The sequence below is a fragment of the Isoptericola sp. NPDC056618 genome, assembly GCF_042792715.1.
Classification (GTDB): Bacteria; Actinomycetota; Actinomycetes; order Actinomycetales; family Cellulomonadaceae; genus Isoptericola; species Isoptericola nanjingensis.
On sequence record NZ_JBHTVZ010000012.1, the window covers coordinates 17777 to 32163 of the forward strand.

Here is a 14387-nt window from a genome sequence, read left to right on the forward strand (position 1 = left end):
CGCCGTCCCGCGGTCCCCGGACCCGCGACCCGACCACGGACACGCCGCGACGGCGTGCGTCGGCGGCGTCGTCGCGTCCCCTACCGTCGTGACGTGGAAACGTCGGCGGCAGGACTCGCGGTGCTCGCGCTGTTCGTCCTGTGGCTGGGCTTCTGGGTGCCGCACCGGCTGCGGCACCGCCAGCAGCTGCAGGACGCGCGGGTGGACGACAGGTTCTCCGGCGGGCTCCGGGTGCTGGCGGTGGCGGGCGCGGGCGGCACGCGCGGGGTGACGACCCCGACCGGCGGCGCGACGCCGCTGCTGGTGCCCGGCACGTCGTCGGAGGGCGGACGAGGGGAGCGACCGATGGGTCTGGACGACGACGGGGGCGCGTCGCGTGCCCTGACGGCCCCGCGCGCCACCGGGGAGGCCGACCGACCCCGCGAGTCCCGCCTCGCCCTGCTCGAGCAGCGCGCCGCGAGGGCGCGCCGTCGGCTCCTGCTGACCGTCCTCCTGCTGCTCGTCACGGTGGGCGGCTGGATCGTCGTCGGGCTCGGCCTGGTCGGCTGGTACGCCGCGGCCGCGCCCACCGCGCTGCTGCTCGTCGTGCTGGTGCTGGGCCGCGTCGCGGTGCTGCAGGCCCGGCGCGCCGACGCGCGCTGGGTCGCGGAGCGCAAGAAGGCGCAGCGGCAGGCGACCGAGGCCAGGGCCCTCGCCAACGGCGGACCGCACGCGCCGCGCAACCGCCCCCGGGTGACCGGCCACGCGGTGCGCCCGTCGGCGACGCACACCCAGCTCATCCCGCGCGTGGCTGCCCCCGCCGACCAGACCTCGGCCCGCGCCGTCCCGCGCACGACGCGGCGCACCGAGCCCGCCTCCCCGAGCGCCCGCGTGACCGTCCCCGCCGACGACGCGCGCGGCGAGGAGAGCGCGGAGCCCGAGCCGGCCACGCGCCGCCGCGCCGCCGGTTCGTCGGAGCGCCTGGTCTTCGACGTCCGCGCCGACGAGCGGCCGCCGGCGCCGGAGCCGGTCGTCGTCGTGGACCCCGGGGAGGGCGGCGACGCCGTACCCGCCGGGCCGCCGCCCGTGGGCAGCGAGCCGTGGGAGCCCGTGCCCGTCCCCCTGCCGACCTACGTCACGAAGCCGGCGGCGCCTCGGCGCGAGCCGCGGCCGCTCCCGACCGTGCGTGCGGGCCGTGCGCTCCCGGCAGGCGAGGCCGGACGCGGTGCGGCCCTGGCTGCGACCGTCCGCGCGACGCTCGGACCGACCGCGACGCCCGCCGGGGCTCCCGTCGCGGAGCGGGCCCCCGGCACCCTGGACGCCACGTCGTCGACCGCCGACGCGACGTCGGACCTGACGGCCGTCGACGAGCCGCGGCCGCGCACCGAGACCCTCGGGCTGCCCCTCGACCAGATCCTCGCGCGCCGTCGCGCGGCGGGCTGAGCCGATTTGGCGACCTGCCGTCACGGGGTGCTAATGTTGGCACCGCTCTCGGGGCTATGGCGCAGTTGGTAGCGCGTCTCGTTCGCAATGAGAAGGTCGGGGGTTCGAATCCCCCTAGCTCCACCGAAGGCCGAAGGCCGCCGCACCTGGTGCGGCGGCCTTCGTCGTTCCCGGGCGCGTTCGGACGCGTCCTGGGTCAGGCCGTGCGACGCGACAGCAGCGCCGCGACGAGGAAGCAGAGCGCCCCGACGAGCGTCCCGGCCTGGTCCCACCACGCGCTGAGGTAGGTGCCCGTGGACGGCTCCACGTACGCCCCGACGGCGGAGGCGGCGAACGCCACGGAGCCGACGGCGTTGAGCCAGGTGCCGTGCCAGGTGCGCGCGTCGAGGTCCCACAGGTGCCCGCGGTCGCGGGTCGCGACGATCGCGAACGCGGACGAGATGAGGAACGCGACCGAGCCGTACGCGTCGGGCTTCCACCCGGCGCCGAGCCGAGCCGGGTCGTCGACCGCGGCCGCCAGGGCGGCGACCGTGCTCACGTTGAAGCACACGGTGCCGACGAGCTGGACCGCGGCGGCCCACCAGTCCCACCGGTCGGCGGGGTGCGTGCCCGCGCGCGGCGGGCGGCGGCCGCTGAGGCTCAGCTGGACGAACGCGGCCGCGGTGAAGAACACGGACCCGACGACGAACGTGACGCCCGCCCCGACCGCGCCCACGGCGTCGGCGTACGGCGGGAGCGCCCCGACGAGGAAGCAGGACGACCGACGGCGAAGCCCCACGCCTCGCGGCGCAGGCGGCGTCGCGAGGTGCTCGGGTCGGCGCGGTCCGCTTCGGACACCTCAGCAGACTAGGAACCGTCGCGCGCGACCTCAACCGCCCGGACGCAGTTCACCCGGCGGGAGGGCTCACCACGTACGTCGCACGGTCGCCTTGCCGCCGGTGACGAGGCTCCGGGGCGGCACGTCGTCGGCGACGACGGACCCGGCGGCGATCACCGAGTCCCGCCCGATGGTGACGCCCGGCAGGACGGTCGCGCCTGCGCCGATCCACACGTTCTCCTCGACGTGGATCGGGCCGCCGGTGAGCCACACCCGCCGGTCGTCGGTGTCGACCGGGTGGCCCACGGTGATGAACGTGACCCGCGGCGCCACCATGACGCGCTCGGCCAGCCGGATCCCGGCGTAGTCGAGGAAGGTGCAGTTCTGGTTGACGAACACCCGGTCGGCGAGGTCGAGGTTGAGGCCGTGGTCCGTGTAGAAGGGCGGGTAGATCGTCGTCCTCGGCGGGACGGGACGACCGAGGATCTGCTCGAAGAGCTCCGCCTTGCCCGCCTCGTCGTCGAACGGGAGCACGTTGAGGCGGGAGGTGAGCTCGGTGGCGCGGAGCACCCGCTCGGACATGGCCCGGAACTCGGGGCCGTGGATGCGCAGGAGGAGGTCGCTCGGCATGCCTCGATGGTGCCGGGCGGGTGCGACATCTCCTGCTCACGACGTGCCGGGAGCGGCCGGTCGCGGTGCGGCGCCGAGCCGCACGACGGCCGTGCGGTCGTCGACGCGGACGGCGTGCGCACGGACTCCACGCTCGACGGACTGCGCCGGCCGCTCTCCGCCGCGCAGCGGCGGCAGTACGCGGAGATCATGGCGCCGCTCGCCGACGCCTGACCTGCACGGCGCCCGAGGCCGGGCCGGATCGCGCCGCGCGCATGTGACGAGGTGGTGGAAGTCGTCGACCAGCGGTCGGTGGATGCGCAAAGATGAGGGGCGTGCCCCTCCGGAACGTCCGATTCGTCCTGCCCGCCTTCCTGACCGGTGCACTCGCCCTCACCGGCTGCGCGGCCTCGCCGCCCGGCGAGACGGCGAGCCCGTCGACGGGCGCCCCGGCGGTCGCGGTGCGCGACCTGTCCACGCACACGGTGCTCCTCGACGCGGCCGACCCGGTCGAGCTCGCCCTCACGACGAGCCAGACGGTCTTCGCGCGCTCGGAGGTCGTGGTCCTCGCGGACGCGGACGACGCGGGAGCGCGGGAGGCCCTCGCTGCCACGGCGGTGGCCGTGCACGCCCCGGCGCTGCTGGCGGACGACGCCGGGACGGGGGTCGCCGAGGAGCTCGAGCGGCTCGGCGCGCGCGCGGCGGTCGTGGTCACGGGCGACGCGCGGGCGGAGGACGCCGCCGCGGATGCCGCGGACGGCACGGACGCCTCGGGCGCTGCCGACGAGGGCGCCGAGGCGGAGCCGGGCGCGGCAGCTCGCCAGGTCGCGGACGCCGCGGGCGTCCAGGCGATCACCGCCAGCCCCGACGTCGCCGGCGGGGAGGGCGACACGGGCGACGGTGCGGGCCCGACGCTCGAGGACGACGACCTGGAGGATCTCGTCGACAGCCTCGACTCCCTGCTCGGCGGGGGCCCGGGGGCGTCCCCCTCCGCGTCCGGAGGGACGGAGGGGGCGCCCCGCCTGCTGCGCGAGGTGCTCGCGCTGGTCGACCCGCAGGAGGGGCAGGAGGCCGCGATCGCCTCGCTGCGCGCGGCGGGGGCCGTGACGACCGAGGTGCCCGGCGGCGACCTCGCGTCCGCGCGCGTCGTCGAGACGGTGGACCGCGCGCAGGCGCTCACCGTCGTCGGGGTGGGGCGGTCGTTCGGCGACGCCGGGACCTTCGCCTGGCGCGTCGCGGCCGCGGAGCGGGCGGCGCTGCTGCCCACCGGGTCGCAGCACCTGCTGCCGGCGCGCTACGTCGCGGTCGACGGGTCGGTCTGGGACGAGCCCGCGTCCGCCGTCGCACGGGCGCAGGCCGCGGCCGCCGCCTACGTGCCGGGCGACGACGCGCCGGACGACGCCGCCGACGCCCCCGTCGTGCCGACGCTGGTGCTGCCGGTCAGCGCCACCGCGAGCGGCCCGGGCGAGGACGGCGACTGGGTGACGCAGGAGGACGTGGACGCGCTGCGCCCGCTGGTCGACGCGGCGCGGGACGCCGGGGTGTACGTGCTGCTCGACGTCGGGGCCGGGCCGGCACCGGTGGTCGAGCAGGTGCGCGCGGCCGAGCCGCTGCTGCGGACGCCCGGGGTGGGGGTCGCCCTGCACCCCGAGTCCCGGGTCGGGGACGGTGCCGCGACGACGTCCCACCAGATGACGGTGGACGAGCTCGACGACGTGACCACGTACCTGGCCGACCTCGTGGCGCGGGAGGGCCTTCCGCCGGCGCTGCTGGTCGTGCACCAGACGCGACCCGAGTCCGTGCCGGACCGGTCCCTGCTGCGCTCGGTGCCCCAGGTGGAGGTGCTGGTCCTCGCCGACCTGACCGGCGGCGCCACGACCGGCGAGTGGGTGTGGAACCAGGTGAGCGCCGACCTGCCCGACGGCGTGCACCTCGGGTGGTCGGGTCCGGCGGCGGGGGCGGCGGGGGCGGCGGGGGCGGTCGTCCCGACCGACCCGGCGCCGGTGCTGATCGCCACCTCCTGATCGCCACCTCCTGGCCGTCGCGTGCGGTCCGGCGCCGTCGGACGGCGTCGTTGACAGGGGTTCGATCGATTCGGCAGGATCACTAACGTAACGTTTCGATCCTCCGTCGGCGCCGACCGGGTGCCGTCGACCCGCGCCCCTGGAGACCGATCATCGTGCTGTCCCTGATCCCGTGGCCCACCGTCGTCGACGGGCAGGACGCTGCCCCGCTCGCCCTGGACGTCGCCCGCCTGGTCGCCCCCGACGACGCCCTCGCCGTCGTCGCCGCCGAACAGCTCGAGGCGGCGGGCGTGCGCGTCGTCGACGCGGGGTCCGCGGCGGACGGCGCCACACCCGTGGTGCTGCGCCTCGACGACGCCGCCGGACCCGAGGGCTCCGACAGCCCCGAGCGCTACACGCTGCGCGTGACGACGGCGGGCGTGGAGGCCACCGCTCCGGAGCCGGTCGGCCTGCTGCACGCGGTGCGCACGCTGCGCCAGCTCGTCCCCGCCGCCGCGGCGGGCGGCGCGCGCGAGGTGCCCGCCGTGGTCGTGCACGACGCGCCGCGGTACCGCTGGCGCGGGCTGTCGTTCGACGTCGTGCGGCACTGGTTCGGCCCCGAGGACATCCGCGCCGTGGTCGACCTGGTCGGTGCGTTCAAGCTGCGGGTGCTGCACCTGCACCTCACCGACGACCAGGGCTGGCGGATCGAGACGCCGTCGCGCCCCGAGCTGGAGAAGGCGTCCGACAGCCAGGTCGGCGGCGGCACGGCCGGCTTCCTCACCGTCGACGACTTCCGCGAGCTGCAGGAGTACGCGGCGGCACGGTTCGTGACGATCGTCCCCGAGTTCGACATGCCCGGGCACATCAACGCGGCCACGCAGGTCTACGGGGCGCTCACCAAGGACGGCCTGCCCACCGAGCCGTACGAGGGCATCGAGGTGGGCTTCTCGCGCCTCTGGTTCGACAACCCGGCGACCGAGCCGTTCCTGCGCGACGTGATCGGCGACGTCGCCGCCATGACGCGGGGCGACTGGGTCCACGTGGGCGGCGACGAGGTCCACACGATGGAGGTCGAGGAGTTCGCGAAGTTCGTCGAGCTCGCCGCGCGGATCGTGCGGGACCACGGCAAGACGCCGATCTTCTGGCAGGAGGGCGCCCGTGGCCCGGTCGAGCCGGGCACGCTGCTGCAGTACTGGGAGCCGAAGGGCGAGGAGTTCGCACGCTTCGTCGCGGCGGCGCACGCGGGCGCGCGGTTCATCATGTCGCCCGGCAACCACGCCTACCTCGACATGAAGTACACGCCCGAGCACGAGCTCGGCCTGCACTGGGCAGGCTACGTCGAGCTGCGCGACTCCTACGAGTGGGAGCCCACCGCCGTCATCGACGGCCTGCCCGCCGACTCCGTGGAGGGCGTCGAGGCCGCCGTCTGGACCGAGACGATCACCACCCGCGACGAGCTGTTCTCCATGCTGCTGCCGCGACTCGGCGCGGTCGCCGAGGTGGCCTGGACCGCGCCCGAGCGCAAGGACTGGGAGGCCTTCCGCGCCCGCACCGCCGCACAGGCCCCCGCCTGGCGCGCCGGCGGGTGGGCGTTCCACCAGACCCCGCAGGTCGACTGGCCCGCCGCCTGAGCGGGACACGGGACGGGGCGGCGGTCAGGCCCCGGGCCGCACGGACTGCCGGAGGAACTCGAGCACCGCCGCGACGCGGTGGTTGGCTCCCTCCGGCAGGTCCAGCCGCTTGTAGATGCTGGTGAGGTGGGCCTCGACCGCCTTGGGCGTGATGCCCAGCTCCGCGGCGACCGCGCCGTTGCCCCGCCCCTCCGCCACGAGCTGCAGCACCCGGAACTGCGCCGCCGACAGCAGCGCCAGAGGTGTGTCCGACCGGGGCACAGAGCGGCTCACCAGCACAGGATCGATCACGACCCGCCCCTGGGCCACGGCGGACAGGGCCCGCACGAGCTCACCGGGCTGGGCCGACGACCGCTTCGACAGGTAGCTCCACGCCGTCGGGGCGCCGGCGCTGATGGAGCGCACCAGGGCGAGGAGGTTGTGGCTGGACACGAGCAGGATCCGCAGCCTCGGGTCCCGCTCCTGCAGCGCGCGTCCCAGCGCGATGCCGTTGCCGTCCTCGAGCTCGATGTCGAGCATGGCGACGTCGGCCGAACCCGGCGGGATCGCCGCCAGCGCGGTGGCCTGACCCGCGGCGTCGGCCACCACCTCGATCCCGGGCTGGGCGCGGAGCAGGGCCAGGACGAGGCCGCGCATCATGGCCTCGTCCTCGACGACGGCGACACGCAGCGGGCGACGGGCGGCGCTCATCGCCGGCCGTCCGGCTCGGACGAGGGGTCGCGCACCGGCACCCGGGCGGCGAGCCGGGCGCCCCCCAAGGGCGACGGGCCGAGCGTGAGGTCCCCGCCCCGCCCGCGCGCCCTCGCGCGGAGCCGGCCGAGCCCGGAGAGCGTCGGGTCGTCCGTCAGGCCCACGCCGTCGTCGTCCACGGTGAGCCCGGCCGTGCTGCGACCGGAGGCGTCCGTCTCTCCGCTGACCACCACGTCGATGACGCCGGCCTTGCCGTGCAGCACGGCGTTGCTCACCCCCTCCTCGACGATGGAGAACAGCATGACCCGGTCCGCCGCGGGCAGCTCGTACCCGGCCACCAGCGCGTCGGCGACGCCCTCGTAGCGCACGTCCATCCGGACCGACGGCGGCAGCCGGTCCGCGAGGAGGAGCAGCGCCGCGGACAGGGCGAAGTCGCCTGCCGGCGGGTAGAGGGCGTGCGCCGTGGCCCGCACCTCGGTCTCGCGGAAGTCGTCCAGCCGCTCGGAGACCTCCTCGAGGACGAGCGCTGCGCGCTCCTGCCCGTCGCGGCGCAGGTCGTCGCGGATCGCCTCGACGTCCCGGATCGCGAGGACGAGCCGCTGCTGCAGGCCCCCGTGCAGGTCGCGCGAGACGTCGCGCCGCACCCGCAGCTCCTCCTTCTCGGCCTCGATGCGGGCGAGCTCCGTCCGCTGCGTCTCGAGGAGGTGCCGACGCTCCTCCTCCCGGATGCGTTGCCGTGTCCCCACGTAGAAGAGGGCGACCGAGATGGCGAAGCACGCCTCGGCCGCCGCGAGGAGGGTCTCGGCGACCAGGAACTCCGCCGTGGCGCCGCGCGGGAGGCCGAGCGAGATGGCGGCGGTGCGGACGACCCCGATCCCGAGGCTCAGGCAGACGACCAACGTGATCCGCAGGGCGCGCGACCGGTGCAGGATGCGCAGCCGCGCGAGCAGCGCCGCCGAGAGCGCGCTCGCGACCGTCACCCCGGCGACGAGGAGGAGGGCGAGGCGGGCGACGAACGCGAGCCTGGCCCCGCCCAGGAGCAGGTCGCCGCCGTGGCTGACCGGAGCGATACCCTCGATCCCCCACAGGGCGAGCTCGACGGCGGGAACGGCCGCGATCAGGGCGACGGCCGACACCGCGACGATCATGAAGACGCGGCGCTCGGCTCGATCGACGTCTCGGACCACGCCTCATCGTCGACAGGGGGGTGCGTGCCGGCAACCCGAGGGGCGGCCGATCACGCGCGGACGGCCTGGATCACCAGGTTGTCCCGCGCGGGCCCGGCGCTGCCCGCGCGCTGCAGGCAGGTGAGCACCACGAGGCGGTCCTCGCCGCCGGGGCGATGGCCCCAGACGTCGGGCGACGCGGCGGCGGCGGCCTTGCTCAGCACCTCGGTGCGCTCCACGACGTAGACGACGCCGTCGACGCGGAGCTCGTCGCCACGGGCGACCGTCACGGCCGGGTCGCGTGCCCCGGGCTCGAAGAACGCGTTGCCCGGCGCGCGTCCGTCCCGGACGGCGTGGACGGCCACGATCCGGGGCCGGGACCCCTCGGCGGTCGTCCGGTCGGGGTCGCGGACCTCGAACGCCTCGGTGAGCGAGGGCGGGTCGAGGGCCCCGCCCGCGGCGGCCATCGAGGTGAGGGGGACGTCGAGACCCTGGGCCGGAGCCTCGAACCGGCCGGCGGTCGGGCGCAGGTCCGCGTGCGCGACGTCGGGCTCGGCGTCGAGACGGACGCACCGGCCGTCCAGGTCGCGCAGGGCGGCGACGCACGTGTTCTCACCCTGCAGCCCGAGCCAGGTCACGGCCGCCGCGCCGCCGAGCGACAGCACGACGACCGCGCCCAGGAGCACCCGCACCCATCGCCTCACTCGGGCACCTCCTGGGGTGCTGCCCGGTGACGGCGCAGGGCCCGGGCGGCGCCGGCCGCGGTGAGCGCGAGCGCCGCGCCGACGAGGAGCCACCAGGGCGGATCGGCGGGGAGGGCTGCTCCGCCCGTGCGGGCGACGAGCCCGCTGGTGCCGGCGTCGCCGGTCACCGCGCGGGCGGTGCCGGTGTCGTCATCGCCTGCGCCGCGATCCGTGGGACCGGCCGCGGTCCGGTCGTCGCCGGGGTCCGCGCCGGGGCCGGAGTCGCCCGGGGCCTCAGGGGCGGGGGTGTCGCCGAGGATGCGGAGCAGGAGGTCGAACGAGAAGACGCGCTCGCCCACGAAGGCGCGGTTGCCGCTGGTCGCCTCCACGGGGAAGTCGTAGTCGACGGGGATGTCGACGGTGGCCCCGCGGCCCAGGGCGACCTCGTGGATCACTGTCCGGCGACCCTCCAGCTGCGTGGCGGGGACACCGTTGACGGTCAGGTCGTCGTAGAACGGGTCGTCGACCCAGCTCGCGTCGTCGGGGTCGCGGAAGGCGACGGCGTCGACGACGCTCGCCGTGAGCGTGCCGGCGGTCGGACCGTCGTTGCGCACCCGCAGCACCGCCCGGCCGGCGTCGCCCGGGACGACGACCACCTCGCCCAGCAGAGAGCCGTCGACGAGGATCGCGTCTCCCGGCGTCACGTCTCCGGTCAGGCGGACGAGCGGCGTGCCGTCGGTGTCGTGCTCGGGGGTGACCGGGCTCGCCACGTCCGCGCTCGCGATCCCGGCGGTCGCGGCGGCCGCGACCACGGAGGCCGACGGTGCGACGGCCGCGGTGGCGGCGAGCACCACGGTGAGCGCGAGGGCCCTGGTGCGGTTCCTGGTCATCACGATGCTCCCTGGTCTCGGTCGGTGGTCGGCTCGGTGCGACGGCGGCTGCGGCGCGAGCGGTCGGGGGTCACGACCGCGACGACGCCGTAGAGGATGAGGCCGACGGCGGCGACCTTCACGGCCGTGGGCGCCCACGAGGCGTTCGTCAGGTGGCCGACCGCCGGGATCGAGTACAGGACGCGGCCCTGCACCTGGTCGGCCACGATCGGGTCGTCGTCGGCGCCGTTGGCGTCGCCGCGGGTGGTGAAGCCGGCAGGCTCGCCGTCGCCGCCCCACACGAGCCCGACGACCCGGTGGGTCACCAGGGTGGGGTCGCCGGAGACGGGCTGGAAGGTCAGGACGTCGCCCACCTGGACGTCCGCCGGGTCGACCGGGCGCACCACCACGACGTCGCCGGGCGAGAGCGACGGCTCCATGGAGCCGGTCAGCACCGTGAGTGGGGTGGCGCCCATGGCCTTGGGGACGACCACGGCGGCTCCGGCCAGCGCGAGCAGGGCGACCATGACGGCGCCGAGCGCGACGGACGCGACCCTTCCGAGGATGCGGCGCGGGCGCCCGGTGGTGCGCGGCCGGCGGGCGGGGGACGACGTGACGTCGGTGGCCGGGGCATGCCCGGTGCCGGCGGTCATGACGCTCTCCCCTCGAACCAGGCGCGGACGTCGTCCAGCGCGATCCCGTGGGCCTCGGCCCACTCCTCGACCTCGGCGGGGAGGTCGTCCGGGTCGACGGCGGCCTCGTCGAGGCCGGCTCCGTCGAGCAGGTCGAGCAGGTCGTCGGCCCACTCGGGCTCCGGGTCGGCGGGCTCCGGCTCGGCGGGGGCGGTCTCCGTGGGCTCAGGCTCGGCGGGGGTGGTCTCCGTGGGCTCGGGCTCGGCGGGGGTGGTCTCCGTCGGCTCGGGCTCGGGGTTCGGCTCGGGCGCCGTGGTGGCGCCGTCCGGTGCGTCGGCAGGGTCGGCCGGCCCGGTGCCGGTGGCCTCGTCCGAGGCGTCGGTCTCGGCCGCGTCGCCCGACCGGGCGTCGTCGGCCTGGGCGCGCGGGGCCGCGTCGACCTCGACCCCCAGCGAGCCGCTCACGACGTCCGGCGCGGGGGCTGCCGCGTCGTCGCTCCACAGGCGCTCGCGATCGTCCACGGACTCGCCCGTCCGGACCTGCCACAGGTCGGCGACGAGCTCGCCGTCCTCCAGCCGGAGGCCCTGGTAGGCGTTCCCCGCCCCCGGGTCCATCGCCACGGTGAGCGTCACGGTGAGCGCGCCGACGGCGTCGCGCGGGAGCTCGACGGGGACGTCGGCCTCCCCGTCGAACCGGAACGCGCCCTCGGCGTCCAGCGTCCCGGTCGCCACCGGGGCGCCGTCCTGCTCGACCACGGCCGAGATCTCGAGCACGTCGAGCAGCAGGCTGTCGCGCCAGGCGGGGACCGCGAGCCGGAGGACCGCGTCGAGGTTGTCCCCGCGCAGCGACGTGCCGAGGTCGTAGGTGGCCGTGAGCTCGCCGTTCGGCTCGATCGCGCCCGGGTCCCCGGGGTCGCCCGCGGCGTCGAGCGTGACGTCGAGGTCCCCGGCCGCGAGGGCCGCGGCCAGGACGGGCGCCTCGTCCCGCCAGGCCGCGGTCGTGGTGCCCGTCGCTCCGAGGAGGAGGACGACCGCGAGAGCTCCGGCGGAGAGGCTGGCTGCGCACTTCATGGAGAGCCTCCTTCAGAGGGTCTGCAGCGGTGCCGCCGTCGCGCCCCCGGGCCCGCGGCGATCGCCGGGCCCGGGTGGCGTCAGGTGGCGAGAGCCCTCAGCGGACCTGCTCCAGCCTCACGGTCATGTCCAGCAGAGCCGCCTCGGTGCCCGTCAGGTCCTGGCGGGAGATCTCGCGCGGCAGGTTCCCGAGGACGAACACCTGCAGCTCGTGCCCGCCGGCTCCCGGGACGTGCAGGTCGGTGGCCTCGGACACGTCGTGGGCGCCACTCATGACCTTCCCCTCGCGGTCGGTGACGAAGAACTTCAGGCCGAGCCCCTGGGCGAGCTCGCCGTCGAGGGGGGCGCCGTGCACGGAGAGCCGTGCGTCCATGTTGTCGCCCTCGGTGTGGGCCATCACCCGGGTCCGCCCGAGGACGAAGTCGCCGGGCACCGCCTGCCACATGCCGAGGTCGACCTGGTGGCCCACGACGTCGCTGGTGCCGGCCCCCGTGCCGTCGGCGTCGAGGTTCCGGAACTCGGTGGTGACACCGATCGGGAGCGACTGCTCCTGCCCGAGCCAGTTCGTGTCCCAGCGCAGCGCCTGGCCGACCTCGCCCGCCAGGTCCTGGACGTCGCCGCGGTCGGGGGACACGTCGAACCACTGCGTCTCCTCCGCCACCACCTTCAGGTGGCCGGCGCGGATGACACCCCCGGCGACCTGCCCCTCGTCGTGCCAGAGGGCGAACGTGCCGCCCGCGCCGAGCAGCAGGGCGGCCCCTGCGACGCCGGCGACGATTCCCTTGGTCTTCGTGTTCATGATGAGCCTCACCCTTCGTGCGGTCGCGTTGCGTATCGCGCGAGGGTGCTCCCCGTGGAGATCTTCTCCGTCGTCCGGTGACTCGCCGTCGCAACGGTCCCCAGTCTTGGCGGCGCACGGGCGTGGTCTGACCACTGCTAGGGGAAACCCCAGTGCCGTGGTGGCGGAGGGCCGGGGCTCCTAGATCCAGGACTCCAGCCGCATGACGTTCTGCCAGTACGAGTACGGCACCTGCATCCCCGTCCACAGCGGGTAGAAGATCGCCGACACGGCGAGGATCACGACCAGGACGGCGATGATCGTCGCCACGGCGAACGAGCGCTCGCGGCGTCGGCCCTCCGTGCGCTCCAGCGCCACGACCATCGGATAGACGAGCGTCAGCACCACGAACGGCGTGAAGACGATCGAGTAGAAGGTGAAGATCGTCCGGTCGCTGAACGGCGGCGCGTAGGCGAACCAGGGCAGCCAGCCGGCGGCGGTGCCGCTCAGGACGGCGAGGGCGCGCCAGTCGCGCAGCCGGACCCCGAGCCAGATCGTCGCGACGATCGCGACCGCGCCCAGGAACCACAGCAGCGGGTTGCCGAGCGACGTGACGGCGCGGGCGCAGGCCTCCGCGGCGTCGGCGGGGCAGGTGCCCTGGCCGGGCGACTCCTTCTCCCAGAAGAACGACGTGGGCCGCCACTGCACGATCCAGCCCAGCGGGTGCGACGCGTACGGGTGGTCGGAGGAGAGCCCCGTGTGGAAGTCCCACATCTGCTGGTGGTAGTGGAGCAGGCTACGCAGCGGGTCGGGCAGCCAGGTGACGCCCTCGCCGGGATGCTCGGCCGCCCACTGCCGCAGGTAGGCGCCCTGGTTGACGAACCACGACCACCACGACGCGACGTAGACGGCGGCCGCGGTGGGCACGATCGTGAGGAAGGCGGGGACGGCGTCGACGACGAGGGAGTCCTCCCACCAGCGGCCGACGCCGGCGGCGCGCCGGGCCGCGAGGTCCCACAGCACGGAGAGGATGCCGAAGACGGCGACGAACCACAGGCCCGACCACTTGGTGCCGCACGCCAGGCCGAGGCTGACGCCCGCGGCGAGGCGCCACCAGCGGAAGCCGAGGCGGGGGCCGTACCGGGCCACGGTGCCGCCGGCGTCGAGGATCTCCGCGACCCGGCCCGCGAGCCGGCGCCGGGCCTGCTCGCGGTCCATCACCAGGCAGCCGAACGCGACCAGCACCCAGAACATGAGGAACTGGTCGAGCAGGGCCGTGCGGGAGTGCACGATCGCCTCGCCGTCGACGGCGAGCAGCAGGCCCGCGACGATCCCCATCGTGGTCGACGCGAACAGTCGCCGCGCGATCCGCACCAGCAGGAACACGGCGACGATCCCGATGATCGCGCTGGACAGGCGCCACGCGAACGAGCTGGTGGCGCCACCGCCGGCCTCCATGCCGAGCCAGATCATCCACTTGCCGATCGGCGGGTGGACGACGTAGGCGGCCTTGTCGAGGTAGGTGAGGACGTCGCCGGCCTCGAACGCCGGGTTGGGCTCGTCGGGCCACTGCGCCTCGAAGCCGAGGCGGCCGAGCGTGAACGCGTCCTTGACGTAGTAGGTCTCGTCGAACACCAGCTTGTGGGGCTGGCCCAGCTGCCACAGCCGGGCGACCGCCGCCAGCAGCGTGACGACGATCGTGCCGAACCAGCCCCAGAACCGGTCGCGGCGGCGCAGGTCGAGCCGGACGCGCCGGGCGCCGAGGAGCCGTTCGAGCAGCTTCGCCTGGGTCGTGCGGCCGTCGCCGTCGGCGGGCGTCGGGGACGGCGAGGCCGCCGGCGCGCCGGGGAACGCCGGCGGCGGGTCCGCGTGCGCCTCCGGCGAGCCGTCCGTCTCGTGCGTCCCGTCCGGGGTCGTGTCCGCGCGGTGGCGGGCGTGGCTCGGGGGCGTGCCCGCGGGCGCGGGATCGCCGGTGGTGGTGGCGTCGGCGTCGGGGGCGGTCACCGGGTCATCG

Annotated in this window: 13 protein-coding genes and 1 tRNA gene; 4 read left to right on the top strand and 10 right to left on the bottom strand. The window is 75.7% G+C overall.

Annotated elements, in window-relative coordinates; all coding sequences use genetic code 11:
* Positions 1 to 93 precede the first annotated feature (93 nt).
* Positions 94 to 1422 (top strand): hypothetical protein, encoded by a 1329-nt coding sequence (locus ACFQ8T_RS14475; RefSeq protein ID WP_430547217.1) that lies wholly within the window; start codon positions 94 to 96, stop codon positions 1420 to 1422.
* A 50-nt stretch (positions 1423 to 1472) separates the two neighbouring features.
* Positions 1473 to 1545, top strand: a tRNA-Ala gene (locus ACFQ8T_RS14480).
* 73 nt (positions 1546 to 1618) lie between these two features.
* Here the strand turns inward: ACFQ8T_RS14480 and ACFQ8T_RS14485 are convergent.
* On the bottom strand, positions 1619 to 2200 hold the full coding sequence (locus ACFQ8T_RS14485; protein WP_430547218.1) for a hypothetical protein: 582 nt from the start codon (positions 2198 to 2200) through the stop codon (positions 1619 to 1621).
* A gap of 126 nt (positions 2201 to 2326) precedes the next feature.
* Positions 2327 to 2869 (bottom strand): sugar O-acetyltransferase, encoded by a 543-nt coding sequence (locus tag ACFQ8T_RS14490; protein ID WP_430547219.1) that lies wholly within the window; start codon positions 2867 to 2869, stop codon positions 2327 to 2329.
* Positions 2870 to 3183: 314 nt separating this feature from the next.
* Here ACFQ8T_RS14490 and ACFQ8T_RS14495 point away from each other — a divergent pair, with 314 nt between their 5' ends.
* Together ACFQ8T_RS14495 and ACFQ8T_RS14500 are read left to right on the top strand one after the other, a co-directional pair.
* Positions 3184 to 4872, top strand: a complete 1689-nt coding sequence (locus ACFQ8T_RS14495; RefSeq protein WP_430547220.1) for a hypothetical protein — start codon at positions 3184 to 3186, stop codon at positions 4870 to 4872.
* A 155-nt stretch (positions 4873 to 5027) separates the two neighbouring features.
* Entirely contained in the window at positions 5028 to 6485 is a 1458-nt protein-coding gene (locus ACFQ8T_RS14500) for a family 20 glycosylhydrolase (RefSeq protein ID WP_430547221.1), read from the top strand.
* A gap of 24 nt (positions 6486 to 6509) precedes the next feature.
* Here ACFQ8T_RS14500 and ACFQ8T_RS14505 read toward each other — a convergent pair whose 3' ends face one another.
* The 8 genes from ACFQ8T_RS14505 to ACFQ8T_RS14540 form a co-directional block, all read right to left on the bottom strand.
* On the bottom strand, positions 6510 to 7175 hold the full coding sequence (locus ACFQ8T_RS14505) for a response regulator (protein ID WP_430547222.1): 666 nt from the start codon (positions 7173 to 7175) through the stop codon (positions 6510 to 6512).
* Positions 7172 to 8362 (bottom strand): hypothetical protein, encoded by a 1191-nt coding sequence (locus ACFQ8T_RS14510; protein ID WP_430547223.1) that lies wholly within the window; start codon positions 8360 to 8362, stop codon positions 7172 to 7174. The genes ACFQ8T_RS14505 and ACFQ8T_RS14510 overlap by 4 nt, the downstream gene beginning before the upstream one ends.
* Positions 8363 to 8412: 50 nt before the next feature.
* On the bottom strand, positions 8413 to 9045 hold the full coding sequence (locus ACFQ8T_RS14515) for a hypothetical protein (RefSeq protein ID WP_430547224.1): 633 nt from the start codon (positions 9043 to 9045) through the stop codon (positions 8413 to 8415).
* Positions 9042 to 9914: a hypothetical protein gene (locus tag ACFQ8T_RS14520; protein ID WP_430547225.1), complete on the bottom strand. Its 873-nt coding sequence runs from the start codon at positions 9912 to 9914 to the stop codon at positions 9042 to 9044. The genes ACFQ8T_RS14515 and ACFQ8T_RS14520 overlap by 4 nt, the downstream gene beginning before the upstream one ends.
* On the bottom strand, positions 9914 to 10546 hold the full coding sequence (locus ACFQ8T_RS14525) for a signal peptidase I (protein ID WP_430547226.1): 633 nt from the start codon (positions 10544 to 10546) through the stop codon (positions 9914 to 9916). Before ACFQ8T_RS14525 ends, ACFQ8T_RS14520 begins: the two co-directional genes overlap by 1 nt.
* Positions 10543 to 11595 (bottom strand): hypothetical protein, encoded by a 1053-nt coding sequence (locus ACFQ8T_RS14530; RefSeq protein WP_430547227.1) that lies wholly within the window; start codon positions 11593 to 11595, stop codon positions 10543 to 10545. The genes ACFQ8T_RS14525 and ACFQ8T_RS14530 overlap by 4 nt, the downstream gene beginning before the upstream one ends.
* A 97-nt stretch (positions 11596 to 11692) precedes the next feature.
* Positions 11693 to 12394, bottom strand: a complete 702-nt coding sequence (locus ACFQ8T_RS14535; protein ID WP_430547228.1) for a SipW-dependent-type signal peptide-containing protein — start codon at positions 12392 to 12394, stop codon at positions 11693 to 11695.
* 180 nt (positions 12395 to 12574) lie between these two features.
* Positions 12575 to 14377 (bottom strand): dolichyl-phosphate-mannose--protein mannosyltransferase, encoded by a 1803-nt coding sequence (locus tag ACFQ8T_RS14540; protein WP_430547229.1) that lies wholly within the window; start codon positions 14375 to 14377, stop codon positions 12575 to 12577.
* Between the last annotated feature and the right edge of the window lie 10 nt (positions 14378 to 14387).

What these genes read in the sequence shown, in the direction of transcription:
- ACFQ8T_RS14490 (WP_430547219.1), bottom strand. Translation starts at nt 2,869, where the DNA reads ATGCCGAGCGACCTCCTCCTGCGCATCCACGGCCCCGAGTTCCGGGCC.
- ACFQ8T_RS14520 (WP_430547225.1), bottom strand. Translation starts at nt 9,914, where the DNA reads ATGACCAGGAACCGCACCAGGGCCCTCGCGCTCACCGTGGTGCTCGCC.
- ACFQ8T_RS14525 (WP_430547226.1), bottom strand. Translation starts at nt 10,546, where the DNA reads ATGACCGCCGGCACCGGGCATGCCCCGGCCACCGACGTCACGTCGTCC.
- ACFQ8T_RS14505 (WP_430547222.1), bottom strand. Translation starts at nt 7,175, where the DNA reads ATGAGCGCCGCCCGTCGCCCGCTGCGTGTCGCCGTCGTCGAGGACGAG.
- ACFQ8T_RS14535 (WP_430547228.1), bottom strand. Translation starts at nt 12,394, where the DNA reads ATGAACACGAAGACCAAGGGAATCGTCGCCGGCGTCGCAGGGGCCGCC.
- ACFQ8T_RS14530 (WP_430547227.1), bottom strand. Translation starts at nt 11,595, where the DNA reads ATGAAGTGCGCAGCCAGCCTCTCCGCCGGAGCTCTCGCGGTCGTCCTC.